At 42.9% G+C, this 25,681-nt stretch carries 36 protein-coding genes, 1 pseudogene and 1 riboswitch; of the genes and pseudogenes, 7 read left to right on the plus strand and 30 right to left on the minus strand.

What is annotated here, in order from left to right; translation table 11 throughout:
• Window positions 1–38 precede the first annotated feature (38 nt).
• Window positions 39–557, plus strand: a complete 519-nt coding sequence (locus GGR02_RS08725) for a gamma carbonic anhydrase (RefSeq protein ID WP_183184350.1) — start codon at window positions 39–41, stop codon at window positions 555–557.
• Between the two features lie 86 nt (window positions 558–643).
• Complete coding sequence (locus GGR02_RS08730; RefSeq protein WP_183184351.1) at window positions 644–1,483, plus strand: C39 family peptidase; 840 nt, start codon at window positions 644–646, stop codon at window positions 1,481–1,483.
• Between the two features lie 39 nt (window positions 1,484–1,522).
• Here GGR02_RS08730 and asnB read toward each other — a convergent pair whose 3' ends face one another.
• Together asnB and metK are read right to left on the minus strand one after the other, a co-directional pair.
• The gene (gene asnB / locus GGR02_RS08735) at window positions 1,523–3,418 is read right to left on the minus strand and encodes an asparagine synthase (glutamine-hydrolyzing) (RefSeq protein ID WP_183184352.1); all 1,896 of its coding nucleotides are present in this window, start codon (window positions 3,416–3,418) and stop codon (window positions 1,523–1,525) included.
• 170 nt (window positions 3,419–3,588) lie between these two features.
• Window positions 3,589–4,797: a methionine adenosyltransferase gene (gene metK, locus GGR02_RS08740; RefSeq protein ID WP_183184353.1), complete on the minus strand. Its 1,209-nt coding sequence runs from the start codon at window positions 4,795–4,797 to the stop codon at window positions 3,589–3,591.
• A 152-nt stretch (window positions 4,798–4,949) separates the two neighbouring features.
• A riboswitch (SAM riboswitch) is annotated at window positions 4,950–5,065 on the minus strand.
• 221 nt (window positions 5,066–5,286) lie between these two features.
• Here metK and pckA point away from each other — a divergent pair.
• Window positions 5,287–6,873 (plus strand): phosphoenolpyruvate carboxykinase (ATP), encoded by a 1,587-nt coding sequence (pckA, locus tag GGR02_RS08745; RefSeq protein WP_183184354.1) that lies wholly within the window; start codon window positions 5,287–5,289, stop codon window positions 6,871–6,873.
• Between the two features lie 41 nt (window positions 6,874–6,914).
• On the opposite strand, the gene GGR02_RS08750 is transcribed toward pckA, so the two are convergent.
• Complete coding sequence (locus GGR02_RS08750) at window positions 6,915–7,157, minus strand: DUF2584 domain-containing protein (RefSeq protein ID WP_183184355.1); 243 nt, start codon at window positions 7,155–7,157, stop codon at window positions 6,915–6,917.
• A gap of 47 nt (window positions 7,158–7,204) precedes the next feature.
• Between GGR02_RS08750 and GGR02_RS08755 the strand changes: the two are divergent.
• A pseudogene (locus GGR02_RS08755) lies at window positions 7,205–7,653 on the plus strand (ABC transporter substrate-binding protein); the annotation flags it as partial.
• A gap of 96 nt (window positions 7,654–7,749) precedes the next feature.
• On the opposite strand, the gene GGR02_RS17515 reads toward GGR02_RS08755, so the two are convergent.
• On the minus strand, window positions 7,750–8,097 hold the full coding sequence (locus tag GGR02_RS17515) for a hypothetical protein (protein ID WP_229706160.1): 348 nt from the start codon (window positions 8,095–8,097) through the stop codon (window positions 7,750–7,752).
• Window positions 8,098–8,682: 585 nt separating this feature from the next.
• Between GGR02_RS17515 and GGR02_RS08765 the strand changes: the two genes are divergently transcribed.
• Window positions 8,683–8,898, plus strand: coding sequence for a helix-turn-helix transcriptional regulator (locus GGR02_RS08765; RefSeq protein ID WP_268238445.1), 216 nt, complete (start codon window positions 8,683–8,685; stop codon window positions 8,896–8,898).
• A 271-nt stretch (window positions 8,899–9,169) separates the two neighbouring features.
• Window positions 9,170–9,604 (plus strand): DUF4231 domain-containing protein, encoded by a 435-nt coding sequence (locus GGR02_RS08770; protein ID WP_183184356.1) that lies wholly within the window; start codon window positions 9,170–9,172, stop codon window positions 9,602–9,604.
• Here the strand turns inward: GGR02_RS08770 and GGR02_RS08775 are convergent.
• Window positions 9,594–9,788: a hypothetical protein gene (locus tag GGR02_RS08775; protein ID WP_183184357.1), complete on the minus strand. Its 195-nt coding sequence runs from the start codon at window positions 9,786–9,788 to the stop codon at window positions 9,594–9,596. The two genes, GGR02_RS08770 and GGR02_RS08775, sit on opposite strands and share 11 nt — an antisense overlap.
• Window positions 9,789–9,851: 63 nt before the next feature.
• On the opposite strand from GGR02_RS08775, the gene GGR02_RS08780 reads away from it, so the two are divergent.
• Complete coding sequence (locus GGR02_RS08780; protein WP_221210773.1) at window positions 9,852–10,280, plus strand: TIR domain-containing protein; 429 nt, start codon at window positions 9,852–9,854, stop codon at window positions 10,278–10,280.
• A gap of 137 nt (window positions 10,281–10,417) precedes the next feature.
• Here GGR02_RS08780 and GGR02_RS08785 read toward each other — a convergent pair whose 3' ends face one another.
• The 25 genes from GGR02_RS08785 to GGR02_RS08905 all read right to left on the minus strand — a co-directional run bounded on the left by GGR02_RS08785 (window position 10,418) and on the right by GGR02_RS08905 (window position 25,668).
• On the minus strand, window positions 10,418–11,086 hold the full coding sequence (locus GGR02_RS08785; RefSeq protein ID WP_183184359.1) for an N-acetylmuramoyl-L-alanine amidase: 669 nt from the start codon (window positions 11,084–11,086) through the stop codon (window positions 10,418–10,420).
• Entirely contained in the window at window positions 11,083–11,289 is a 207-nt protein-coding gene (locus tag GGR02_RS08790; protein ID WP_183184360.1) for a phage holin, read from the minus strand. Before GGR02_RS08790 ends, GGR02_RS08785 begins: the two co-directional genes overlap by 4 nt.
• Window positions 11,286–11,507, minus strand: a complete 222-nt coding sequence (locus tag GGR02_RS08795) for a hemolysin XhlA family protein (RefSeq protein ID WP_183184361.1) — start codon at window positions 11,505–11,507, stop codon at window positions 11,286–11,288. The genes GGR02_RS08790 and GGR02_RS08795 overlap by 4 nt, the downstream gene beginning before the upstream one ends.
• Window positions 11,508–11,581: 74 nt before the next feature.
• Entirely contained in the window at window positions 11,582–11,713 is a 132-nt protein-coding gene (locus GGR02_RS08800) for an XkdX family protein (protein ID WP_183184362.1), read from the minus strand.
• Window position 11,714: 1 nt separating this feature from the next.
• Window positions 11,715–11,912, minus strand: a complete 198-nt coding sequence (locus GGR02_RS08805; protein WP_183184363.1) for a hypothetical protein — start codon at window positions 11,910–11,912, stop codon at window positions 11,715–11,717.
• 14 nt (window positions 11,913–11,926) lie between these two features.
• On the minus strand, window positions 11,927–13,201 hold the full coding sequence (locus tag GGR02_RS08810) for an Ig-like domain-containing protein (RefSeq protein ID WP_229706162.1): 1,275 nt from the start codon (window positions 13,199–13,201) through the stop codon (window positions 11,927–11,929).
• A complete protein-coding gene (locus GGR02_RS08815; RefSeq protein ID WP_183184364.1) occupies window positions 13,179–14,246 on the minus strand; it encodes a reverse transcriptase domain-containing protein in 1,068 nt (355 codons plus the stop codon). Before GGR02_RS08815 ends, GGR02_RS08810 begins: the two co-directional genes overlap by 23 nt.
• Window positions 14,247–14,510: 264 nt before the next feature.
• Window positions 14,511–14,852, minus strand: coding sequence for a diversity-generating retroelement protein Avd (gene avd, locus GGR02_RS08820; protein ID WP_183184365.1), 342 nt, complete (start codon window positions 14,850–14,852; stop codon window positions 14,511–14,513).
• Window positions 14,853–15,347: a tail fiber protein gene (locus tag GGR02_RS17290; RefSeq protein ID WP_229706163.1), complete on the minus strand. Its 495-nt coding sequence runs from the start codon at window positions 15,345–15,347 to the stop codon at window positions 14,853–14,855. It abuts the gene before it with no gap.
• Window positions 15,348–15,349: 2 nt separating this feature from the next.
• A complete protein-coding gene (locus tag GGR02_RS08830; RefSeq protein WP_183184366.1) occupies window positions 15,350–15,886 on the minus strand; it encodes a YmfQ family protein in 537 nt (178 codons plus the stop codon).
• Window positions 15,879–16,916 carry a baseplate J/gp47 family protein gene (locus GGR02_RS08835; RefSeq protein ID WP_183184399.1) on the minus strand — a complete coding sequence of 346 codons (1,038 nt, stop codon included), beginning with the start codon at window positions 16,914–16,916 and terminating at the stop codon, window positions 15,879–15,881. The genes GGR02_RS08830 and GGR02_RS08835 overlap by 8 nt, the downstream gene beginning before the upstream one ends.
• Window positions 16,909–17,316, minus strand: a complete 408-nt coding sequence (locus GGR02_RS08840; RefSeq protein WP_033020564.1) for a DUF2634 domain-containing protein — start codon at window positions 17,314–17,316, stop codon at window positions 16,909–16,911. Before GGR02_RS08840 ends, GGR02_RS08835 begins: the two co-directional genes overlap by 8 nt.
• On the minus strand, window positions 17,316–17,573 hold the full coding sequence (locus GGR02_RS08845; protein WP_183184367.1) for a DUF2577 domain-containing protein: 258 nt from the start codon (window positions 17,571–17,573) through the stop codon (window positions 17,316–17,318). Before GGR02_RS08845 ends, GGR02_RS08840 begins: the two co-directional genes overlap by 1 nt.
• Window position 17,574: 1 nt before the next feature.
• Entirely contained in the window at window positions 17,575–18,534 is a 960-nt protein-coding gene (locus GGR02_RS08850) for an XkdQ/YqbQ family protein (protein ID WP_183184368.1), read from the minus strand.
• Complete coding sequence (locus GGR02_RS08855; protein ID WP_183184369.1) at window positions 18,534–19,208, minus strand: LysM peptidoglycan-binding domain-containing protein; 675 nt, start codon at window positions 19,206–19,208, stop codon at window positions 18,534–18,536. The genes GGR02_RS08850 and GGR02_RS08855 overlap by 1 nt, the downstream gene beginning before the upstream one ends.
• Window positions 19,208–21,448, minus strand: coding sequence for a tape measure protein (locus tag GGR02_RS08860; protein WP_183184370.1), 2,241 nt, complete (start codon window positions 21,446–21,448; stop codon window positions 19,208–19,210). Before GGR02_RS08860 ends, GGR02_RS08855 begins: the two co-directional genes overlap by 1 nt.
• Window positions 21,449–21,631: 183 nt before the next feature.
• Window positions 21,632–22,033: a phage tail assembly chaperone gene (locus GGR02_RS08865; protein ID WP_033020559.1), complete on the minus strand. Its 402-nt coding sequence runs from the start codon at window positions 22,031–22,033 to the stop codon at window positions 21,632–21,634.
• Between the two features lie 11 nt (window positions 22,034–22,044).
• The gene (locus GGR02_RS08870) at window positions 22,045–22,506 is read right to left on the minus strand and encodes a phage tail tube protein (RefSeq protein WP_183184371.1); all 462 of its coding nucleotides are present in this window, start codon (window positions 22,504–22,506) and stop codon (window positions 22,045–22,047) included.
• A gap of 18 nt (window positions 22,507–22,524) precedes the next feature.
• Entirely contained in the window at window positions 22,525–23,823 is a 1,299-nt protein-coding gene (locus GGR02_RS08875; RefSeq protein ID WP_183184372.1) for a phage tail sheath subtilisin-like domain-containing protein, read from the minus strand.
• A complete protein-coding gene (locus GGR02_RS08880; protein WP_183184373.1) occupies window positions 23,823–23,996 on the minus strand; it encodes a hypothetical protein in 174 nt (57 codons plus the stop codon). The genes GGR02_RS08875 and GGR02_RS08880 overlap by 1 nt, the downstream gene beginning before the upstream one ends.
• Complete coding sequence (locus GGR02_RS08885; protein ID WP_183184374.1) at window positions 23,980–24,387, minus strand: phage tail terminator family protein; 408 nt, start codon at window positions 24,385–24,387, stop codon at window positions 23,980–23,982. The genes GGR02_RS08880 and GGR02_RS08885 overlap by 17 nt, the downstream gene beginning before the upstream one ends.
• Complete coding sequence (locus GGR02_RS08890; RefSeq protein ID WP_033020556.1) at window positions 24,377–24,775, minus strand: HK97 gp10 family phage protein; 399 nt, start codon at window positions 24,773–24,775, stop codon at window positions 24,377–24,379. Before GGR02_RS08890 ends, GGR02_RS08885 begins: the two co-directional genes overlap by 11 nt.
• A complete protein-coding gene (locus GGR02_RS08895; protein ID WP_099668717.1) occupies window positions 24,775–25,140 on the minus strand; it encodes a hypothetical protein in 366 nt (121 codons plus the stop codon). Before GGR02_RS08895 ends, GGR02_RS08890 begins: the two co-directional genes overlap by 1 nt.
• 1 nt (window position 25,141) lies before the next feature.
• The gene (locus tag GGR02_RS08900; RefSeq protein WP_183184375.1) at window positions 25,142–25,483 is read right to left on the minus strand and encodes a head-tail connector protein; all 342 of its coding nucleotides are present in this window, start codon (window positions 25,481–25,483) and stop codon (window positions 25,142–25,144) included.
• Between the two features lie 2 nt (window positions 25,484–25,485).
• Window positions 25,486–25,668: a hypothetical protein gene (locus GGR02_RS08905; RefSeq protein WP_183184376.1), complete on the minus strand. Its 183-nt coding sequence runs from the start codon at window positions 25,666–25,668 to the stop codon at window positions 25,486–25,488.
• Window positions 25,669–25,681: the final 13 nt, after the last annotated feature.

Raw genomic sequence — 25,681 nt, forward strand, 5'->3', positions numbered from 1 at the left:
CACTTATAATACATACTGAAAAAGGAAGGAAGAAAGCAATGATTTACCCATATAAAGACAAATATCCAAAAATCGCGCAATCGGCGTTTATTGCTGACTATGTAACCATTACTGGCGATGTAACAATCGGCGAGGAAACAAGTATTTGGTTTAATACTGTCATTCGCGGCGATGTCGCACCGACAATCATCGGCAACCGTGTCAATATTCAAGATAACTCAGTTTTGCATCAAAGTCCAAACAATCCGCTCATTATCGAAGACGATGTAACCGTCGGGCATCAAGTCATTTTGCATAGCGCCATCATCCGCAAAAACGCATTAATTGGCATGGGTGCTATCATCCTTGATGGAGCAGAAATTGGAGAAGGGGCGTTTATCGGTGCTGGAAGCCTCGTCCCACAAGGCAAAAAAATTCCGCCGCGCACACTCGCGTTCGGACGCCCTGCCAAAGTCGTTCGTGAATTAACAGAAGACGATGAACGCGAAATGGCACGCATTCGCCGTGAATATGTGGAAAAAGGGCAATATTACAAATCGCTCCAACATAACAACTAACGGGGTTTCCACATATTTTTCACCGTTTTTTCATTGCTTATATGTTATGATAGGAGAAGAAATTCATAAACTAGGGAGTTAGCTATATGTACGTACTTTTCCTATTATTAACAATCCTAATAGTCGTTAGTGTCGTATATTGGCTAAAATCGCTCTGGAAAACTGCCACTGTTTTCTTTTGCATAGCAGTGTTAGCCGTTCCGTTACTATGGCAGCAACAAATCCAACAAGCAATCGAACAATGGAAACAGTCCGATTATATAAAAAAGACCGTACCGTTACGTCGAATCGTTGCTTCGTTGGAAGAAAATGAGATTAAGCCGTTTGTGTTGCTTGACGTCCCGCTCATTCAACAACTGCCAGAATTGCCGCGTGGCTGTGAAGTAACGAGCCTTGCGATGCTTCTGCAAGACGCAGGTGTACAAGTCGATAAAACGACGCTTGCCAAACAAATAAAAAAAGACCCGACCCCTTTTCAGCGCCGCAACGGCAAAGTATATTTCGGTAATCCACATAACGGATTTGTTGGCGACATGTATTCGCTCACGACCCCTGGGCTTGGCGTATATCATGAGCCGATTGAGGAACTAGCGAAGCAATATTTGCCAAATCGAATCGTTAATCTCACCGGTAGCGATTTTTCTGAGCTGCAAAAATATTTATCGCAAGGCGCTCCCGTTTTAGTTATTACAAACAGTACGTTTCGAGCGCTTCCGGAATCTGCGTTTCGCGAATGGGATACCCCGAATGGTCCCATTAAAATTACGTATTACGAACATTCTGTTGTCATTACCGGCTATGACCAAGACTACATTTATTTCAATGATCCGCTTTCCGACCAAAAAAATAAAAAAGCACCGAAAGACGACTTTTTAGCCGCTTGGGTGCAAATGGGGAAACAAGCCATTACGTATCAGCCGAAATAAACCTCTCCCATCTACCGTGATGGGGAGGCTTTTCGGTTGTTAAATCGATACGGGTTGCTTGTCTCTTTTTTCATGCGCAAAATCATATTTTTTTTCGATATACACTTGATGCCAAACCATAAAGGCAAGCACTGTCCAAATTTTTCGGCTATGGTCAGCTTTATTCGCACAATGCTCTTCTAATAAGCGATAGAGCACATCTTTTCGGAACAAGTGATCCGTATCGCTTTCTTTGATGATTGTCTTCGCCCAATCGTACATTTCGTTTTTTAGCCAATGGCGAATTGGAACTGGGAATCCTAGTTTTTTACGATGCAAGACATGATCAGGAACAATTCCTTCCGCCGCTTTCCGTAAAATATATTTGGTCGTATTGTTTGCTGTTTTCCATTCCGGTGCGATTTTGGCAGCGACAGCAAATACTTCTTTATCTAAAAACGGCACGCGCAATTCAAGCGAATGTGCCATCGTCATTTTGTCTGCCTTCAATAAAATATCACCGCGTAGCCACGTATGAATGTCGACATATTGCATTCGGTTCACTGGTGGATAATTTGTTGTTTGTTCATAAAGCGGACGGGTCACTGTCGTATAATCTAGCCCATCGCGATAGCTTTTTAACAACTCTTGTTTTTCCGCTTCGCTAAACATTTTCGCGTTGCCGATATACCGTTCTTCCATCGGCGTTAAGCCGCGCTCAATAAAGCTTTTTCCTTTCACTCCATCCGGGAGCAGGCGGGCAATGACGCGCAGCGCGGATTTTGCTGCATTCGGCATCCGTTCAAACACTTCTAGCGACTGCGGTTCACGATAAATGTTGTAGCCGCCAAACAACTCATCTGCTCCTTCCCCGGACAATACAACTGTTACGTGCTTTCTCGCCTCTCGTGCAACGAAATAAAGCGGCACAGCGGCCGGATCGGCAAGCGGGTCGTCCATATGCCACATAATTTTTGGCAGTTCGTCCATATATTCTTGCGGGGAGATAACGTAGCTAATATTTTCTACTCCTAGTTTTGCCGCCGTTTCTTTTGCTACATCGATTTCACTAAACCCTTCCCGTTCAAAGCCGACCGAAAATGTTTTAATATTTGGATGAAAGTGTTTTGCAATCGATGCGATAAGCGATGAATCGATGCCACCAGACAAAAACGACCCGACCGGGACGTCGCTTCGCATATGCACTTTCACCGAGTCAAACAACACATCGCGAATTTCTTTTACTAGTTCCTCTTCTGTTTGCACAATCGGGTGAAACGTTGCTTTCCAGTATGGATGAATCGTTAACGGCTCCCCGATTTTCTTTTGCATATAATGACCAGGCTCTAGCTTCCGAATATCCGCTGACATCGTGAACGGCTCAGGAACATATTGGAACGTTAAATAATGTTGCAATGCATCGTAATGAAGGGAATCATGCCCAAGCGCATGCAAAATGCTCTTTTTCTCCGACGCAAAAAACGTACGTCCGTTTTGTTCAAAATAGAAAAACGGTTTAATACCAAACGGGTCGCGCGCGGCAAAAATCGTCTTTTCTTCTTTATCCCAAATGACAAAAGCAAACATGCCGCGCAGCTTTTCAACCGCTTTTTCTTTCGCATGGCTATAAAGAGCGATAATCACTTCTGTATCCGAATGAGTGGAAAATGTATACCCTTGTTCCAATAGTTCTTCGCGCAATTCGACGTAGTTATAAATTTCCCCATTAAAAATAATCCAATATCGCTCGTTTTCATAAGAAAGCGGCTGATGCCCCGCTTCTAAATCAATAATGCTGAGCCGTCGAAAGCCGAAATGGACGTAGTCATCAAAAAAATACCCGTCATCATCCGGCCCACGATGGGTAATGATATCATTCATCTCTGTAAACGTTTGTTTCCATTGTTCATCCATTGTTTTCGGTTCATCATAAATACATCCAATAAACCCGCACATGACGTTGTCACCTACTTTTTTTGTGTTTCAACTTAAGAATTATACCACATCTTTAGACAAACGATTACATTTAGTTTAGCCAGAAGCAGTTAACAATTAGTCGAATATAAGAAAGATTTCGTTTCAGGAAAAGAGAAAGAGAGCTACGATTCGTAACTCTCTTTCCGTTTTTACTTCGCTAACGCAAGTGCTTGCTCTTTTAACGCTTCTGCTTTATCTGTACGCTCCCACGGAAGGTCGATGTCTGTGCGTCCAAAGTGACCGTAAGCAGCTGTTTGTTTGTAAATCGGACGGCGCAAGTCTAGCATTTTAATGATGCCTGCTGGGCGAAGGTCGAAGTTGTTGCGGACAACTTCAATTAAAATGTCTTCAGATACTTTGCCTGTGCCAAACGTGTCAATCGAAATCGATACTGGCTTTGCAACACCGATCGCATACGCTAGTTGCACTTCGCATTTATCCGCCAGACCAGCAGCAACGATGTTTTTCGCCACATAACGAGCCGCGTATGCCGCCGAACGGTCTACTTTTGTCGGGTCTTTTCCAGAGAACGCACCGCCGCCGTGACGAGCGTATCCGCCGTATGTGTCGACGATAATTTTGCGGCCTGTTAATCCCGCGTCCCCTTGTGGACCACCGATGACGAAGCGGCCTGTTGGGTTGATGAAGTATTTCGTATTTTCGTCAATTAACTCTGCTGGAACGACCGGTTGAATGACATGCTCTTTAATGTTGCGCACAATTTGGTCTTGTGTAATTTCTGGGTGATGCTGCGTTGAAACGACAATGGTGTCGATGCGAACCGGTTTGCCGTTCTCATCGTACTCGACCGTTACTTGTGTTTTTCCGTCTGGACGCAAGTACGGCAAAATGTCTTCTTTGCGAACTTCCGCTAAGCGGCGCGCTAATTTGTGTGCCAATGAAATCGGTAGCGGCATGAGTTCTTTCGTTTCATTGCAAGCAAAGCCAAACATTAACCCTTGGTCGCCTGCGCCAATTGCTTCGATTTCTTCGTCAGTCATCTGACCTTCGCGCGCCTCCAACGCTTTATCTACGCCCATGGCAATGTCTGGCGATTGCTCATCAATCGAAGTCAACACCGCGCACGTATCCGCGTCAAATCCAAACTTCGCCCGCGTATAGCCGATTTCGCGAACCGTCTCACGAACAATTTTCGGAATATCCACGTACGTCGATGTCGTAATTTCTCCACTCACTAATACTAAGCCAGTTGTTACGCTCGTTTCGCATGCGACGCGCGCATTTGGGTCTTTCGCTAAAATCGCGTCTAAAATCGCGTCAGAAATTTGGTCACAAATTTTGTCCGGATGGCCTTCTGTTACAGATTCCGAAGTAAATAAACGGCGTTTTGCTGACATTCGTCAATTTCCTCCTCTTTTCTGTTCATCATGGAGCGTGTCTTGTGCCCCTTTTAAAAATTGATACGGCACTCATTTTCCCACGTCTATCAACGAAAAAACCTTTCCTTCAACTGCGAGGAAAGGTGATTGCATTCTTATCGAGCCTTTCACTCTTATCGTTCAAGGGCGTTGCCTTGCCACAGGTTAGCACCATTTCACATGTACAATTGTTGTGACGGTTGCTGGGTTTCATCGGGCCTGTCCCTCCACCAACTCGGGATAAGAGTAACCGTTCAATATGTTATCATAGCTTAAATAATAAAAAAAAGTCAACCTCGTTTCAAATTTTTTTTGCGGATTGCCGTAGAAAAAAACGCCATGAAAAGTTTGCAACAAAATAGACAAAAATAAAAACAAAAATTACATGAAATAGTATGGACTAATTATTCGAATGTGTTATACTATTTTCAAGGGTATAAATTAACAAAAAAAAGGTAGGTATTGTATATGAGCATTGTTGACGTCACGAATAAATTGGCGGTATTGCTACACCAATCGAATGTGCAAGAAAACTTGTCCGTTCCTCAATTAGTGGAAAAAGTTCTTGCCCGCAAAGAAGGCATGTTGACGCTGACAGGTGCCGTCGCAACAACAACCGGAAAATATACAGGACGTTCCCCAAAAGATAAGTACATTGTTGAAGAAGCTTCCACAAAAGATAAAATCGATTGGGGTTCCGTTAACCAGCCAATTGCGGAAGAAGTATTCGAGAAATTATACAATAAAGTGCTTGACTATTTAATGGCAAAAGACGAAATTTTCGTCTTTAAAGGATTTGCTGGCGCTGATCCGAAATCTCGCTTGCCAATTCAAGTCATTAACGAGTTTGCATGGCACAACTTGTTTGCCCATCAATTATTTATTCGTCCGACAGAAGAAGAATTGGCAGAACATCAAGCACAATTTACTGTCATTTCTGCACCGAATTTTAAAGCAGATCCTGCGGTAGACGGAACGAAATCGGAAACGTTTATTATTATTTCGTTTGAACGCCGCGTTGTCTTAATCGGTGGGACGGAATACGCAGGCGAAATTAAAAAATCGATTTTCTCGGTCATGAACTATCTCCTTCCAGAGCAAAATATTTTGTCGATGCATTGTTCGGCCAACGTCGGTCAAGAAGGCGATGTTGCACTCTTCTTTGGGCTTTCTGGCACAGGAAAAACGACGCTTTCTGCCGACCCGAAACGTCGCTTAATCGGCGATGACGAGCACGGTTGGTCGAATAGCGGCGTGTTTAATATTGAAGGCGGCTGCTATGCGAAATGCATTAACTTGTCACGCGAAAAAGAGCCACAAATTTTTGATGCCATTCGGTTCGGGGCAGTGCTAGAAAACGTCGTTGTCGATGAGCATACGCGCATTCCGAACTATGACGATGGCACGCTCACAGAAAATACACGCGCCGCTTATCCAATTGAAGCAATCGACAACATCGTTGTTCCAAGCGTTGCTGGCCATCCAACGACCATTATTTTCTTAACGGCGGACGCATTCGGAGTATTACCACCAATCAGCAAATTAACGAGAGAGCAAGCGATGTACCACTTCTTAAGCGGCTATACGAGCAAATTGGCCGGCACAGAGCGCGGCATCACTTCGCCACAAGCGACGTTCTCGACGTGCTTCGGTGCGCCGTTCTTGCCATTGCCAGCCACACGCTATGCAGAAATGCTTGGAAGAAAAATCGATGAACACAATGTGCAAGTGTTTTTAGTGAACACCGGCTGGACGGGCGGCGAATACGGCGTCGGCAGCCGCATGAAGCTGCAATATACGCGCGCGATGGTGCAAGCAGCGCTTGAAGGCGAACTAAACAATGTCGAAACAATCAAAGACCCGATTTTCGGTTTAGAAATTCCCGCACACGTCCCAGGCGTACCGGACGAAGTGTTGCAACCGAAAAACACATGGGCTAATCAAGAAGCGTACGAACAAAAAGCAAAAGAACTCGCAGCGAAATTCCGCGAAAACTTTAAAAAATTCACAAACATCGATCCGAACATCGAAAAACTCGGCGGACCGATTGTTTAAAGAAAAAACGGGATGTCTTCCAAAGGAAGATGTCCCGTTTTTTAGTTAATCGAATGTAGCGAAATGAGTTCATACGTGACAATCGTTCGGTTGTTTGCCAATTCAATTTTTTTCACGACCGCTTGCCCGCTCGTTTCACTTTGTAGCGTCCGCTTCACTTCAAGCGGGATATCGATCGGATAAATGCGGTACCCTTCTTTTTCAAGCAAAAACAAATTATCTTTCACCCGCTGCTCTTTCCCTTTGGTCACAATCATCGTTTGAAACTCTAACGGCATGCCCATCATCTTCACCCTTTCCCAATTCTTACCCTTTTATCGTATCATAAATCATGCGTCTGTTTCATCTCCCTCTACTCACCACGCTAACTGTTTTAGGCATTCACACATTTTTTCCCCGAGCATACGATAAGGTAAATTCATGAAAAGGAGGTAGGAACGGATGAGAAAATGGCTACGTATCGCTACGATGTCATTATTCGCCATGCTGTTAGTCATTCCGATTGCCTGCACGAAACAAGAACCAACGAAAACTGTTCGCGTGGCGGAAGTGACGCGCTCCATTTTCTATGCACCACAATACGTTGCCCTCGCCAAAGGATTTTTTAAAGACGAAGGGCTTAACGTCGAGTTAACGACGACATGGGGCGGAGATAAAACGATGACAACCCTTCTTTCCGGAGGCGCTGACATCGCCTTAGTCGGTTCAGAAACAACGATTTACGTCTATAGCCAAGGAACGAGCGATCCGGTCATTAACTTTGCCCATGCAAGGCAAACTTTTTAACAGGTTAGTAACAACTTGACTCGTCTACTTTTCTTAACGAGATGATACCGCAAAAACAACGAAAAAACAAGGCGGATCGCTCCGCCTTCTTTAACCAAAATAAGCGATAAGTAAAACGATAACAAAACACACCAGTGCCACCACATCGCTCGGCTTCATCTTTTCTTCAATGCGATACGTTCCATACGTACCATCCACCTTCACCAGCTTTATTTCTCGTGGCGGTTCATCTTCATATGTGACGTCATCCAAGTCTAATAACAATTCCCCCTGTTTCCCGAAACTGTATAGGTCGATGTCGTTCGGAAGAAATCTCCCCCTCTCGTCGCGCAGGCGGTTCGACACGTCGATTCGTGGCCGATGCGTGTTGTTGTAGTTGTGTTCCTGCAACATGCTCAGAAGCAACCGAAGTTTCTCTTCTTCGTGTGGCGTTAGCATTGACGTCCTCACCTCCTCTTCTGTTTTCTGGGCATTGTTCCAGCCATAATTCGTGGTCTGTCATCGTCCAACTAGGGCAGGGGAGAGGGACGTCTTTTTTCTGATATTGCCTCAACATCATTTGAAATTCTTTTGTGTGCGCTGCGGTGAAAAGAGCTGCTCGAATAATTTGATTGCGGTCTAAAGTTGTTGCTCGAAACACAGCATCGACATAATCGCGAAAAACAGGCGCGTATCGGACAGTCGGACGATACACGCTCATTTTGCTGACGTCACCGACGCTGTTCCGTTTACAATAGCTTCAAGCATCTTTCTCCCCTCTGACGTCAAATAGACGTCTTTCATTTGTAATAGTTGTTGAGCTAATTCTTTTGTCATTCGCCATTTCCCCTTTCAGTATTTTGACGTCTGGGCGACGTCTTTGGTACATGTTATGAACAGTTAAACGGTGATATACCTAAAAATTAAATTTTAATTTAATTTTTATTAAATTAATGTATTAGAGGAATTGAAGTAATGTTGAAGAAATAAGGTCATATTAACTTTCGGGAGGGAGAAACCATTAAAGGTGTTTTTCGCAACAGAATAAAATACTGGATAAAGGATAAAGGATTGATTCAAAAACGCGTGGCCGAGAAAATGGGGGTATCGGAACAAACTTTCCATAAATGGTGTAAGAACATTACACAGCCAAGCCTAGAGGAAGCTTATTTGCTTTCACGTATAATTGGTGTGTCATTAGAGGATCTTTGCGAAGTCGTTTATGAGGAAACAAAAAAAGAGCCTGCTCATGGGGAGTAGGTTTTTCTTCAACAAAATAAAACCCGATCACCATGATCGGGTTTTGTATCAATGGTCAAGCATCCTAATGGACGCCCTCGTTGGAACGGAGCACTTACAGTACTCTTACTACTAAGTAGCGATTCCACGAGCCAGACAGTCGTATAAAACGCTGTAACCATATGATACAAATTTTTAAACAAATTGCAAAGGAATTTTGTTTCTTTTTGTCGAAAAGTATCCTGTCAGGTAAAAAACGAGAGGGGGAAGTCTAATAAAACAGAATCTTTCGTTGAGTGTAGAAGAATATATAAATGGCAGGTTAACAGAACAAATTAACTGGTATGACAAAAAGAGCATGCAGGCAAAAAAGCGTTACATGATTTTTCAGACTATCGAGATTATTTCCGCTTCCTTAATTCCAATAGTGAATGGCTTGGTAACTGAATCCGCACAGATCAGAATTATTATTTCAATACTCGGTTCGATAGTCGTAATCTGCGGTTCGTTAGCAAGATTAGGAAAGTTTCATGAAAATTGGCTTCATTATCGTCAAACGTGCGAACTTCTCAAACATGAAAAATACTTATTTCTTACATCTACCACACCATATGAAGAACAATCATTTCAACTCTTAGTAGAAAGAGTGGAAAGTATTATTTCGTCCGAAAATGTAAATTGGTCTCAGCTCGCGACTGAAAAAAGAGAAGAAATGATCAGTCGGTGACTGGTTCGTAGGTTTTTTCAAAAATCTCAGGTTTACAAGGATATTGTTCGCCATGAATACCTGTAATTATCCAATCGCCGGGATTTGCTTTTAAAATGCCTTCCATTGTAGGAATGGTCATCTCAACTTTGGTTTGATAAGCTTCTACAATAACCGGTTTTTTGCGAAATTTTCTTTTTTCCATAGGTAAAACCTCCATTTTTCCGCTTGTAATATTATTATATCATACATAAAGGAGATGTTCTTTATGAAGACTTATAACATTTTTATCAGTCATGCTTGGAAGTACAGCGAACATTATCATAAAGTTGTGCAGTGGCTTAATGAAGCTCAAGATGAAGGGCAATTTAAATGGAAGAATTATTCTGTTCCTGAACATGACCCTCTAATTGATCCAAACACTACGTATGGAAAAAAGAAATTAAAAGAAGAGCTTGAGGGTCAAATAAAACCAACCTCCATTGTCATCATACTATCTGGTATGTATGCTGCATATAGTGAATGGATTGATTTTGAAATCGACACAGCTGTCTCATGTGAAAAATATATTATCGGCGTCAAACCTTGGGGACAGGAAAGAATACCGAAAAAAGTGTCAGACAACGCAGACGTTATGGTTGGATGGAATAAAAACCCTATTGTTAATGCTGTTCTGGAAAGCAATAAAGGAGAATAAACTGTCAAATATTATCCCTTACCTTATCCCATCATTCCGATCTGTCGATTTACTATCAAGATAGACAAGGAAACTACTAAAGTAAAGTAGCCCGCTCTGATTCATCACAGAGACGGGCTTTTTATATTTAAAGAAAGTTACTTCACGCGCAATTTTTGCCCGACGCGAATTAGATTCGGGTTGCTAATCCCATTCAATTTCTGCAACGCATCTACTGTTGTATTGTGTTTTTTGGCGATGCCAGAAAGCGTGTCTCCTTTTTGGACAACATATACATCCCCAGCGCTCATTTTCAACTTCACACGCTTTTTAAAGTTTTCAAATGCTTGTCCATTTTTGACCCACGGCGCAGGGCAGTTTTTGTGCGTGATGTCGTAGTGCCGTACAATGTCTTTGATTGGGTCTAATTTAAACTTCTTACACAGCTCCACGAATACATCTTCTGTGCGAGCGATTGTGTCAGGATGGAATGTGCCATCTTTCTCCACGCACATTTCCACACCGATAGACAAGAAGTTTGCATTTGGCTTCAGCTCTGGAACACCCCGATACGTGCCGTCATTGGCATGGTACGCCACTTCATCAAGAGGAATGATGTTGAGTGCTTCGTTTTTATCAACGAAAATGTGCGCTGAGGCGTATCGTTGTGCCTGGATGATGGTGCGATCAAAATACGTGACATGATTGGCTGCCGATGCGCCTGGATTTGCCGTCCAATGCAAAACGAGTTTTTTCACGTCTTTCAGTTTTAACCCCGGACGCGAATACTTGTTTACTCGGATAAACTTTTCTGTCCATACACTCATTGTTTGTCATCTCCATATCCTTTATTTTCTGTTGTCGGGTCGTTGATAATCCCCAACGTAACAAAGAACGTTAAAACAGCATTGACGATGGTGTTATATTTTCCTGCATCTATCTGAACGCCGAATGTCTGCAAGACTAGAAGAATAAAAGATGCCAAGCTAATCCAAAGACCGTAATTTCGTAAACGTTTTTTTAGATTCATATGTTGCCACCCCCTTTCATCGCCGCGAAAAGAATGGCCACGATGCCGCCGACCACCGAAACGATGATTGCGTTTGTGATCGTACGTCGTAGCCATTTTGTGTCATCCTTAATTGCTCGGATATCTTCACGCATATCTTTGATGTTTGACTCCGCGACCGCCAAGCGTGTTTTTACATCCACCATGTCTGCCTCCAGTTTCTGAATGCGTTCTTCCATCGACTCACGACCTTTCCACAAAAATAAAAGCACACTCTCGTGTGAAAGTGTGCTTGTTGCGCATAATCGTCCTATTACGCCACAAAATCTTCACCTGTAATCAATTTATACTCTTCTAATGTGATAACTCCCCATGAAGCCGCTTCATGCACATCATCTTTTGTTAGATACCCCATTTGGTAAAAGATTTTATAAAAATCGAACATATCACATACCACCTTTCCATTTCGTGATTTCGATGTTTAATGCAGAAACTGTTTTTGTGAGTTGCGCAATCACAGCGTCTTTTTTCTTGTTTTCGAGCGCTAATTGCGCTAGTGTTAACGCTATACTTTTCTCCGTCATTTCAGATTGTTGTCGTTCTTGTTCAACAATCTCCAAATCTTTAATTCTAATACTCTTCACTGTTTATCGCCTCCTCATTCGAATGAGAAACCAAACCCATCAACAATGATTTGGTCTGTTGCTGTTCCTTTCAGTATCTCGAATTGTATGTTAATTCCCCAATTCGCAGCTGTTTTTGTTGTATTTGTAAACGAATAAGATTGACGGTTAATGAACGCTGTTGTGATGTCCTCCCATGTCGGCGAGGTGTCAAATCCGTTATTACACACTTTTACAGATAGCGTTGCCCCTGTTGGAACAGTAACTACACCACTAACAACAATCTTCTTTGACGCAACAGATGTTTGAATCGGATTTTTTAATGTAAATTTAATACGGTCATCTGTCTTGGTGAATGTATATGTCCTTGTTGCCGTACCGCCTTTTCCGTCGTCAACAGTAATTGTGATTGTATGCGAGCCAAGCGATAAGCTCGACCATACACCACTCAAATCGAATGTATATGTTTGATTTCGCACCGCGTTGCTAATCGTTCGAATCGTTGTCGCATCAACTTTTTCTGTGACCGTGAGCGTGTCGCTTGTATCTGTGTCGTTGACAGTATAGTCAATCGTAAAAGGCGCAGCTTTATTCCCGAGATTCGCGTCTGCGCCAGAAATCACAGGGGCAGAATTCAGAACTTCAAGGACGGGGCGCCAACCAATGTACGTGTAGCGAGAGCCAGACGAATAGTAGTCCCAGAAACGAGCCGAGATGTACCCGCGAATCGCACGGGAGGCGCTGTTTCCTGTATAGGTCTCCTGCACCCATGAATAAACGCCCATCCAATTCCATTTTTGATTATGTGACCCGTTCTTATCTGTACTGTTTAGCGTTGAATCTAAATCTGATGCGGTTGGGGTAGGTAATCCGCTCAATCCCGCTTCGTTTACAATCCATCTATCCCACTCGTTTGACGTGGGTGAACCGCCACTATAAGCATCTGTACCGCTGCGATAATTTGACCCGCCTGTCAACAATCGCAGTTTATATTGTTGTCCGTCAATCGTTACCGTTTTTCCTGTAACCAATTGCTGTGCGTTTAAGTCATCCCAACTGATATTGACGAGCATGACACGGTCGCAGACGAGATATTTTTTACCACCGTCATTCACTTCAATCCATTGCATTTCATAGTTTATTTCCGTGTTTCGAATCTCTAATGTAGCGCCCGCGCTATAATTCTGTATATTCCCTACACCAGCACCTGTATAAGGTTCTGCGTCGTTTCGCCACGGGTTTGTCGGACGAGGAATCCTTGTACCGCCCATATACAGCGTGCCAAGTTTAATCACATCTCCATTCGCCAAACTTCATCTCTCCTTCCACTTTTATATACGGATATGGAGCGAATATTTTCTTTGCTAGGTTGTAAGAATTACTATGGCGTGCATGACCAAGCCAGCTATCAACAGCTTGTTTCACTTCTTTCTCCGTCAGCAATCCTTCCTTTAACTTGCGATCCATCGCTTTTATCCGTCGTTTCATTGCCCGTTTTGATTGATCGCGTACTTTTCGATGAGTTGTCCATATTTTAAAACCGTACGCATTTACACCTTGTTTTAGAGGAAATATCTGTGTTTTCTTCTCGTTTTCTTTTAAGTTCAATTTTGTTCGTAAAAACCAAATCATTCGCTCTTTTAACAATTTCGCATCTTCTCTCGTTGGTACTATTGCTATACAATCATCCATATAGCGCACGTAATATTTGATACCTAAATAACGCTTCACGTATTGGTCGAGTTCATTAAGGTAGATATTCGCAAAGTCTTGACTGGTAACATTCCCAAGAGGGATGCCAACTTTTCCTTCTGGACTACTGTCAATAATCGTATCAAGAAGCCATAATGTGCGTTCGCAAGCTATTTTCTTGCGTAAGATTCGTTTCAATATTTCGCGGTCAATTGTATAGAAAAACTTTGAAATATCCACTTTCACAATCCAACCGCCACCAAAATTGCGTTCAGCCATCCTCATATATCGTTGGACAGCTTCAACCGCTCGGTGTGTTCCTCGCCCCTCAAGACAAGCATAAGAATCTTTAGTGAATACGCCTTTGTATACATCTTTAATCACGTTATGCACAGCAAACTGAACAATCTTATCTCGAATATGTGGGGCGCTGACTAAACGTTCTTTTGGTTCATACACTTTGAATCGAATATAATCACCGACTCGATACACCCCTGTTTTTAATTCTTTCCATAGATTAAACAAATTCACATCTTCGACCATCGAAAACAAAATAGCATCTCTCTTGAATTTTCGAGAACCTTTTGTGGTCTGTTTATAAGCAAAAAGAAGATTATTAAAATCAACAATCTTCTCGTACAAACGATCGTATCTTTTCACCATATCGGCTGCCTCCTTTTACGCTAGGCGATATGGCTATTCATGTGTTTACGCTCTTCGAGCGAAGGATTACAGCTCCCTTGAAGTTTCAAAGCCTGTTAGAAAAGCCGTAGCTGTTCTAATCGAAAATACTAACAAGACGGGGCGCCAACCAATGTTCGTGTTGCGATTGCCAGACGAATGGTAGTCCGAGTAACGAGCCGAGTAGTACCCGCGAATCGCACGGTAGGCGCCCAAACAGCCGCAACCCTAGTGATTACTATTATGTTAAGTTCTCATCCATCCGCCAAGCAATTTGCCGAGTTCAAAAATTTTCGTTTGGAAATATAAATGTTTCTTCTGCGAAAGATATTTCTGCTTCTTAGCGACACTAAACAAAACAAGAAGAAGTTTTATATATGCATCCACTTCTTCTTGGTACAATCGTCTTTTCGATTTTACGTTGTTCGCAAGCATTATATATTTTAAAAGGGAGTAGAATGCTTGTTTAATTTCTTGACACAAAGCAAACTTCTCCGCTTTTGGGAAGTTTTTTAAAACGGGATAGACTTCGTGCAGTAATACTTCTGCCTTTTTATATAAAATTAAATCTGTTGCTGATTGGCTCAATTAAAGCACCAACCTTTTATTTGCGCTGTCATAAATTCCGTTCATCAAGTTAATATCATTTAAGTTTGTAAATGTTTCAATGAAAATATTGGCGGTGACACCGTTTAATGTTGCTCCTTTTAACGTTTCAAGCTCAACCGCCATGTCTATGATATTGAGATTGATGTTTGTGAATTTTGTCGCAGTTTCCGCCGAATGCGCAACAACTGCATCATTCACTTGTTTCACCGCATTTGCTGTTGCGGCTTGTGTCGTCGATGTGCTTGTCAGTGTGTCGTTGAGTTGGACAATACCAGCTTGTGTTGTGCTTGCAGACGGCAGCGACTGTTGCGGCAACTGTTCCGACAGAATTTTCCCATCTGGTCCTAGGATAGCGACTTTCCCATCAATTTTGTCCCAGTTGTCATTCAGCATTGTCTGTATATTAAACGTGTCATTTGCGTCTGCAATAGGGTCTTTCTTGTACAATCCTAATCGAGGTGTGTTACTCGCCAATATTATGCACCTCCTGCAAATTTATCGAGCGTTGTCGCTTCCAATTGCGAAAGCGTCATTACGTTATGAACATCTTTTATTAGCAAATAAGAAAACTCGAAGTCTATCGCCAAATGAGCCGGAATAATTTCACGCAAAGCGTTTTGAATGTCGGCTAAATTCGGCGGAACTCCGAGTTTGCTAACGAATTTAATTTTTACGGTGTAAAGCGAAGGTTGTTCAGTTACTTCGACTTCGCCGTTGTACCATGACTCTGCGACGTTTTTAATGAGAGCGACTGTTACTGTTCCGATGCCGCGTAACTTTGACTTGATCACGCTACGACGTTGTTCAATCGGCTTACTTTCATCGACAGGGATACCGCAAATGCGCTCCCAATTTGCAAGTCCCCATGTGGCTGTGTCAACATAGAACTGTTCCAAAACTTCATCTATTGTAGCACTCAATTGTTCAACTTCTTCGTTCTCTGTCCCTATTAAGGTTTGAAATTCTCGTATATCTTGATAGTAATTAGGGAGATATTGAAATAGATTAGACACTTATTGATACCCTCCCACGAACAGGAACCTCCTCATCTTGCAACGCGACATTAGCCGTGCCCCCATTCACAGTCAGTCCATTGTAATCAATGACACCTGGCGTGTTCAGTAAGAGTGTTCCGATTTTTGCGTAGCTGACATATGTCATTGAAAAAGCAATCTCTTTGAAATATTCATCCAACGATACCGCAAATGCGTCTTGCACGTTTTGCAACGTATATCCTGACGCAAGAATCACATTCGCTGAAACGCTGATTGGTTTACCCGTTGCCGAAACAACTGTCACCGTTGCTCCGATTGGTCGCATTTGTTCGATATATTCTTGTACTTGTGTAACTAAATCATTTGTAGCTGGTCGCATATCCGTATTGACGATGGTGACTTTGACCGTGCCTGAACCATTCCAAAGAGGTGTCACTTTTGCCGCACCTACGCCTGCGACCTCGGTTGCCCATTGTTTATAGTCCGCCGCATTTCCGCTCGTTCCTGGCTCCCGTACCTTTTGCAAAAATCGTTTCCGCAGTGACTCGTCGCTCTCCTCGTCTTCGCCAGGAAACAACACATCTGCCAACGTTGCTGTCCCTAGTCCCTCGATCGGTTCAATCGGCAATAAATTCCCGAATTCCTGATTTCCCGCACTTCCTGGTGTTTCAGCCTGCATGCGAAATTGGCCGTCCGTGATTTTTTCGATCGCTACATAGACCATATCGTTTAGTCTAAATCGGCTTCCGATTGGAATATTAAACGGTACATCGTTTCCATCCGTAAATATTCCTTTTCGCACAGCAGGTGTTGCTTGCTTTCTGTATACACCAAAGTCCGCGGCACGCTTATCTAAATATTCGCCCGTTGATGTTTCTCCGAACGCAAGGCGCAAAACGATATCTAACTCGTCGTACATTTGTGCCAATTCGATTGCAGCTGGCGCTAAAGCATCATAAATAATCGACCCTTCTCGTTTGTCTATATCATCCGGTATACGATCCAGCATACGGCGTAAAATCGTCTCGAACGTCTGATTTTCAAACAACACCGTTCACCTCTTTCGGCAGTTCTATTTTTCCATAAACGGTGTAGCACACGATTTTCGCAACGGCTGAATCCCCAGAAAATTGCACCGTCACGTCTACATCTGTTACTCGCTCATCCTGCAATACAGCTTCCTTAATTCGTCGCGGCAATTCTGCTTGAACGAATAGTCTTTCTTTTCCAATCAAGTTTTCAAAGCCGTAATTATCGCTATAAATCAAATATTTAAAACGATCGGTGCTCAGCATTTTAAAAATGGATTGCTTAATCGCTTCTACTCCATCAACCATTCCACTGCATTGGCCATTTTCAAAATCAAGGCGATACGTTTTTGACGGAATCGCCGATGGTTCCACCACTTCTGCTTCTTCAATTGTGATGTTTTCAGAAGGAAGTACCATCATTTCACCACCTTGTCTAAAACAACAAATTGTTGTCCGCCTTGGACGCGGAGCAAAATGACTTTATCTGCGCGTTTCAAATTAGCTTGGGTTACACGCTCTGTAATAACCAAAAACTCTTCGGTCAGCTTCAACTTCTGATGTATTTGAACCTCAAGGGGGCTTTCAGATACGACCGTGCCAAACAACACATGAACGGGATTCGTCGCTTCTACAGCCTTTACGGCAACCGTTTTAATTAAATCTATTAAACTCATATCAAATCACCTTCAAATCAAGCTGCATCGTATGCACGCCACCTTCCCAGTTATGCGTGCATTCATCGACAAGGAAATATTGTTTAATGCCGATTTTTTCAATGTACACAAACACAAAGCATCCGGCACGCACTTTCCAATGACCAAGGCAATTAAGTTTCAATGATTTCGTTTCCCGATTTCGTAACTTAATCAGCTTGTCCAACAAATCTTTAATTTGCGCTGCCGTCATCTTTTCATCGACTTTGCGAAACTCTTGCAACCGTCCCCATTTAGCAATGTTCGCGCTGTCTTGGGCGATATAGACCTCGCGTTTGCCGGTTTTTTTATTGTCTTGCACAATCTTGACGCGATTATACGTTTCTTCGTCGATTGATTTTTTGTACTCAAAATCAAAAAGCAGACTCTCTTCCCCAATGTAGAAGTCGTCTGCTGAAATAGCCATGTTATTGATATTTCGCAATTCTAATTTTCCGAAATTATCGAACAGCACATAGTTTCTGTTCGTCGCAATTAGCGTTGAATCTAAAAACTTCGCTACCACATCGAGCGCTTTTTTGTTGTCCTCGACCATCGCCGGCACTTTGTATCCTGTATCTTCAAATGTTCCGATTTTTAATCCTGCATCGGCAGCAATTTTCTTTATGCCAGCTGTCGCTGTTGTCGAAGAAAATACAAATGTGTCGTTATACATAAGATATCGCAATTGGTCATATGCTTTTACACTAAATTCACTACTTGTGTTAAAACCTGTTTCGAACACATATCCGTAAAAAAAATTGTATTCCCCGTCTGTTACACGAATAATAGCGCCACTATTGACTGGGAATTTTGTTGGTTGTTCAATGATTAATTTTGCGTCCAACGTTCCAGCTTTTCCAATTCGGCTAGTTTTCCACTGCACGCTCGAAACAGGCATATCCCACACCGTTCCATCCCGATTATCAATCAATACTTCCATCATTTCACCCAATCTGTAGGAATTTTTAATACCAAACCGATTGGTAATTTCCGCAACTGACTATCCTTAATCCCGTTCAGCTTTTGTAACTCTGGATATCGGTTGCCATTGCCTGTATAAAGCTTGGCTACTTTCCAAAGGTTGTCGCCTGCTTTTAGCGTGTATGTCGTCGGCTTTGGCTTCGTATTAGGACGGGTTGGTGCGTTTTTTTTCAAGACTTGAACAGCCGATGACGTTTGTTTTTTAACCACTTGCATTTTCTTTGGAGCGAATGGCACGTATGTTTTTAATTCCAGTGAAAAACTGACGTCTTCACTACCAAACGATTCGTCGTATTCAAATCGCTCAATCGTGACTAATTCATTGATTGTAAAAGAGCCGTTGACATAGATATATCGAATCGGTTGTTTATTTCGCATCCATTTTTCTAACAAGTCAATGTAGTATTTCGGTTCTTTAAAAACCGCACCAGAATAATGAGTAGGTTGCGCAGGAAAAAAGGATTCGAGAGAGAAGCCCGACAACTTTTTATCTTTCGGCACGTTTACACGCCCAAGCTTTGCAATTGTAAACTCCTCTCCGTCTCCTTCTGTTTTTACGTTCACCTTTTCAGGATTCACAGGAAGCCGAAACATTTCTTGGTCATTTTCGTGAAAATAAATGGCTCGTTCCATCACGCATACGCTCCTTCCGCCGAACGGGCGATTTCGTTTACCATACTTTCTTCAAAACGACGAACGAGTTGATCCACATCGACGTTATTTCGAATGTCCCCCGTCTTTACTTGTACAGTCGGCGTTAACGTGACGAAGTTTTGAATAGACTTAATCGTTGCTAACTCTTTGAAAACTTGCAAATCTTCCTCCGCGATGTTAATTTCGTCGTCAATTTTCCCGATTTTATCGAGCTTACCGCCTGTCGGGTTCTTATCCTCTTTTCCACTCGCTAGAGGGTTTTTCATGCCTGGGCTATTTGCAATTTGGTTGCCTAATGATTGTTTAAACGGGTTTTCCATTTTCGTATTAGGCGCTAAACTTTTTGCTTTTTCCAATATCCCAGAAAGCTTTTCAGACATGTTTTTAGTAAATTTCATTCCTGCCGCATTTCCTGCCGCGAACGCTTGTGGGACATTCAACATTTTCATCCTAGGAATATTGACCATAAATTCGCTGCTTGTTGGCGGTTTTAGATTCGCCACAAAGTTTTTAAGCCCGTTGGATATACTACCTACCGAACCAGCACTCAGCTTACCAATCGCGCTAATGTTTACCCCCGGTATCATGTTTAAAGCTTTGATTAAACCGTTGACCGCGCCAATGGCGATATTTGCTCCTTTCACAAAAACACGCGCAAGAAAACTCGCAGCCGTGTCAAATGAACCAGTAAGCGCAGTCATATTGTCTACGACCATTTTTACCATATCGTAAAATAGCTTTTTCACCGCATATACAGGGTCAAAAAAGACGTTCATAATAAATTCAGCAACCATCGCAAACGCATTCCAAATATTCGCGACGATATTCCAAATGAACGCTCCTAAACTTGCGAATAAACCTGTAATGAATCCAACTACTGTAGCTGTTTGGTCTGCCCAATTTACTGTCGCATAAATTACTAAGGCAAGTAACGCAATAATTCCTAGTAACACCCATGTAGCTGGCGAACTAAGCATAGCTGCATCATATACCCATTTTGCGGCTGCTGCCATGAGGGTGGCTGTTCGCACTATCAACCATTTCGCCGCAACGCCAAGCAAAATCGTGCCAATCCCAGCTAAAACAGAACCAATCACCGTTAAAATCGGCGCAATCCACGACCAGTTTTCTTCAAAAAACCGACCGACAGCACCGACCATTCGATAAAAGAACTCCAGCGCATCGAAAGCGAGATCAATTCCTTTAATGAACACATTGACAAAAAACATTGCGTGTTCCGCCATTGTTGCGAACGCATCTGAGTTCACAAACTGATTAAAGCGAATGAGTAACGGTTCAAACGCACGGAGCGACCAGTTTTTAAACATGGTCATCGCATCCGCAAACGTCAATGGCATGTTTTTGAATTTCTTTTCAATGTCATCGGCGGCTTTGAACAGGGCAGCTTTAACAATATTGGCCGTGATCTTGCCTTCAGAAGCCAAATTTTTAAGCTCTCCTTTTGGAACCTTCATCATTTTCGCAATTGCATCTAAAAGAAAACCAGCATTATCTGCGATACTATTGTACTCTTCTCCTTGTAATCTGCCTGCTGCCATAGATTGAGTGAGCTGATACATAGCTGATTCACGACCAATTTTTGATATACCATTTGCAGCAAATGCTTTCCCCATTAGTTCAGAAAAACGAATGATTTCATCGGTATTTCCAAACGCATCAGACGCCAACGACCCTAACTTAGCCACAGAGTTCGCCATATCCATATACCCACTTCGGCTACGTTGCGCGGCTTGATATATTTTCTCTTGCAATTGCGCTTGTGTTTGTAAGCCGTCATTGATATTCGCTAGGCGTGCCGATGTAGAAACATAAGCGTCTGAGGCTTGAACAAATGACTGAATTCCGTTTTGAATTCCTTGTAGTGCAGCAAAAGCTGCTGTTGATAATAAAAATGCGCCAAAAAACTCTTTCACAGCACCTGTCGCCCGACCAACAGGAGGAGGCAAGTTGGCGAATTTGGAGCCTAATGGCGCTAAAGAGCTATCCGCCTGTTTGGAAGCCACTATTAATCGCTCTAAATCAGCCGATGCGTTCGTAATCGCTTTACGTGCTTTCGCTAATCCTTTTGTATCTAATTGCGTTGCGCTCGCATCCATCTTTTCCATGACGCGAATGGTTGCATCCATCGCACGAATCATTTTCATGAGTGGTCCTGTCAATTTGTCGTTTAACGCCAACGTCGTTTGAACTCCAGCCATTCGCTCACCCCCTCATTTTGCTTTTTATGCGGTCATGCTCTTCTTTCTCTTTCTTTAGTTCAATCTGAATACTGGCTATGACAAAGGCCTTCTCTCTTCGGTCCATTTCTAAAAACTCACGAGGACGCCAATGAAAACGGTGGAGAGCAATATGCGCATAGAACGCCTCTCCACCTTCCTCGATTAGTTTTTTGCCTCTTCTACCTCTTCATCCATCGTCTTATCAAGCCCCGAAATTTCCGTTACCTTCTCAAGAATTTGGTTGGCTTCGCCTAAAAGGAACATTTCAGCAAACAGCTTGTCCGCACCTAAAACACCATAGGACTCTTGCAGTTCGCGGTCATTTAAATCTGGGTACACAATCGATGCAACACAAATTTCACGATTGTATCTCACCACATCAAAAACACGTTCCATTTTGCCGCCTTTTCCTGGGCGGAACTTGAAACAACGTTCGTTGATTGCATCAGCTTCGCCCGCAGTCAACGGGCGCAATACAAGTGGTTCGTCAAAACGCTCCAGCTTTAGCTCCACATTTTCATATGGTTTGACATTCCCTTTTAAAAACGCCTTAAACTTACTCATGTGGCTCCTCCTTAGTTAATTTTGAATTGATCTAGCAAATCGAAATCATCAAATGTGAACGATACTTCATCTTTTAGAACGTCATCAGAATCGCCGTCCAATTTAGCAATCAACGTGCTATCCGGCACGATATTTTTGATAATCGCCGTCTGTTTACCCGCCGCGCTCGTAATATCTGCATTCACCAACATCGCATCGAAAATCGGCGCTTTCCCTGTCCGTAAATATTCCAATGCCATCGCTCGAATTTCTGGGCGGTGGTAGTAATACGTCATGTTCCCTTTTCCGTTTGCCCCAACGATTTTACTTCCGTTCATACGTGCACCGACACGTTTGACGTCAGCTTTGATATATTCAATCGTGGCGTCAAATTTCACAATTTCCGCGAACTCATATGACTTTCCGTCAATCGTAATATATAACGTCCCTTCTTTCGAAGAAATCGCGTCTTTTGATTCCATTACACGTGGCATATTTATCACCTCCGTTTATTACTTGCACGCAACAATCATGTATAGTTTTTCCATCGCGTCAACGAATTTCAGCCCCATATTCACAAGTACAGCATCTTTTTCATCACCTTGCTCAACCACAACTTCATCTGGATTATATGGCTCTAAAGCCCCGACACGCACAAGAGGATCTAACACGGTTTTCATCACTTCTTTTTTGAACAAATTCCGTCCATCTTCGTTGTTGTTCACTTTTCCGATAAAATATTTAGAGTAGATATACTGCGTATTGTCCGAAACAATGTCCATTTCGCGAATGATTTTGTTTTTACGGAAGTCTTGGTTTTTCGTCGGCGTAAAAGAACGAAATGTGTTAATGTCTTGTTCTACAACAACGGCATCACGATTGAACGTATAAACGATATGGCCATCTTTCAATGCTTGTTCAATTTCTTCATGTGTTTTACGCTCGCAGTCGATTGCTCCCGGATACTCGGCATAGGTTAATGACTTGACGCCAGCGCTCGCATACGCCGCCGCATACCAATACAGTGCTTCTTTTGCTGATAACTGCTCGTTTCCCTCAAGCGTGACGCCATTGAGAACAGATACCACACCTTCATGATCGGCCGCGTTGTAATTGTTAGTGACAAGCGTCACATTTTTCCCATAATTCTCGCGCCATTCTTTTACTTTTAGTGCTAACAACGCCTTCACGGTTGAATCGTCTGTGCCGACAGCTACCACTTTGAAGTCTTGCGTATCCAATCCTGCGGCAAATTCAGCATATGCATCGTTTGTTGCTGTTCCTGTTGTTCCGCCAGTAAGCGTCAACGTTACATCAGAAGTCGGTAACTGGCCATTGAACGAAACAAAAGCGTTCGGCTGCAAGTCGGCAATCGCAGCTACCGTTTGTGTATCGACAACCGCCCCATCAAAGTATGTCTTCACTGTCGCGGTTCCGTCTAAATTTGCTGTAACGACAACCGAAATTTTATTTCCGTCCGCACCCGCATATTTCGCTGTCGCTGTTAATCCTCCGCCCGTCGCTGTTGCTTTTGTTCCTTCGCTGTTCAAATTGTAAACGATCACTTGACTAGTCGCTTTGAATGCTTCCCGAACAGGAACAATTGCACTTAAATCTTTTCCGAACACTTCTTTAAACTTCGTATTCGGCGATACTTTTACAAATTTTCTTGTTTCACCCCAGTCTAGCTTGATCGGAATCACTACGATTGCATTTGAATCAGGCGCCATCGTGTTTAAACTGTTCGTTTCAAAGTTGATATACGCGCCAGGACGAATTTTATTTTGCGTTTTCCATGTTCCACCTGCCATTATTGAACCTCCTTCACTTTCCACTCACTCAACAGCGAGTCTACTTCTTCTTTCGTGTACGTTCTTGATTCATCGAGTAACACTTCAAGCAACAATCGATCTTTTGCGTATTCGGGCGCACGAATGAAGGCCGATTTCCCATATCTCACTTGTTTTTCAGTCTGCTTTGCCAATCCAAACACCTCCCAATGTCTGCATCTTCGTTTCGGTCGTCACCTCTTGCAGACGTGCAGACACATCGAATGTAATCACCAGCACGTCATCCTGTTTCGTTCCTTCTAACCGATGCACATGATATTTGTTGGCGATATATTGAAATTCTGTTTGAAACGTTTCAAACACGTCATCGCATTCAGCATCCACTTCCGTTGATTGTGGGAAATATACAACATTCCACGAGTACGTCCGCCACACTTGCCCTTTAATTTTTCGTTCTTGTTCAGACTGAATCATACGAACGAGAAAAGCAGGAGTTTGAAGCCCCTGCTTGACTTTTTCATCGTATACTTTGATGTTTCCAAAAACTTCTTTCATTTGCTGAATGACGAGCGTTTTAATCTCCAAAGATCCTCCTCATCTCCTTTTCCATCTCCCGTTGCCACATGTTTGGGGCGATTTTTTGCATGTCGTTCATTGTCAATTTCAACATGAACCGGCCTTCCACCCATCCGACGGTCTGTCCAGCCACCACGATACGATGCCCGTTTTCTACAAACGACGCATATTCAGCTTGGTTGTAAATGTGAATATATATTGTATCGCCCTTGCTCATCACATAATACTTCCAATTGTTTCGCAAATTCCCTGTATCAACAGGCGTTAACTTCTTCACTTTCCGAATGGCCAACTGAGCAATGCGTTGGGCTACCTTCATTTGCACTTGATGAGCGATTTTATTCAACTCTACTAATTGCTGTTTCAGTAATCGAACTTCACTAAACTCATAGCCCATTATGCATAACCCTTTCGAACGAGCAATACTTCTTGGTGGGTAATATATACAAACGGTTCTTTTGCTGACTCGTAGCGCACCCCATCGATCACAAACACATCGCCAGCTCGCACGTTAATGTCGCTAGACAAAAAAACTTTCACATCGTACTGAATAGCATTTACATCGTCCTGTGATGCGTTATTGAGCGTCTGCATGCCGACAGAAGAAAGGCGACAAGGCACGTTTTCGTGCTTTGTCACCCATTGCATTCCATCGGCGCCATTCGGCTTCTGATACGCTTCATATCGCTGGATAGTAGCTGCTCGGTCATACAGCCGTTCCACCGCGGATTTGGCTTTGAGAAAGATGTCGCGAACTGACATGCTACCACCTCATTTTACGAAACTTATACAAAGCGCTCTTATAGGAATGAACGATGCTTTCCACTTCTGTTTCTCCTTGGCTCTTTTCATGAGCCGTAAACGTGACTTGCACGTCCCCTTCTTTGATGGATTGAACAGCCGGTTCGGCATCGGGAGCATTTTTTTGCTTCAGACCAATGAAATCGACCACCATGTTCGCATGGACATACCGCAGTTCGTCCGGTATGTCATCGCGATTACAAAACGTTTTGATCACTTGACCTACTTCGTCAATGTATACAGCCAAGCGATCATCTGGTGGTGGATTGTCCAGCTTGGCTTTGACAATATCAAGCACTGTCATCGTTATTCAGCTGCCTTTTCTGTTGCTTTCTTCGTTCCCTTTTTCTCTTCTTCACTCACTTCATATCCTTGCTCTTTAAACCATTGAATCAGCCATTTATTGTCAGTTTCCGCTTGACCATTCACAAACGTAAGCGAAGCGCTCACGCCGTTGTATTTCGGGTTAGGAGCTTTGATAATCGCCATATTGTTAACCCCC

Source organism: Anoxybacteroides voinovskiense, from assembly GCF_014196205.1.
GTDB lineage: Bacteria > Bacillota > Bacilli > Bacillales > Anoxybacillaceae > Anoxybacteroides > Anoxybacteroides voinovskiense.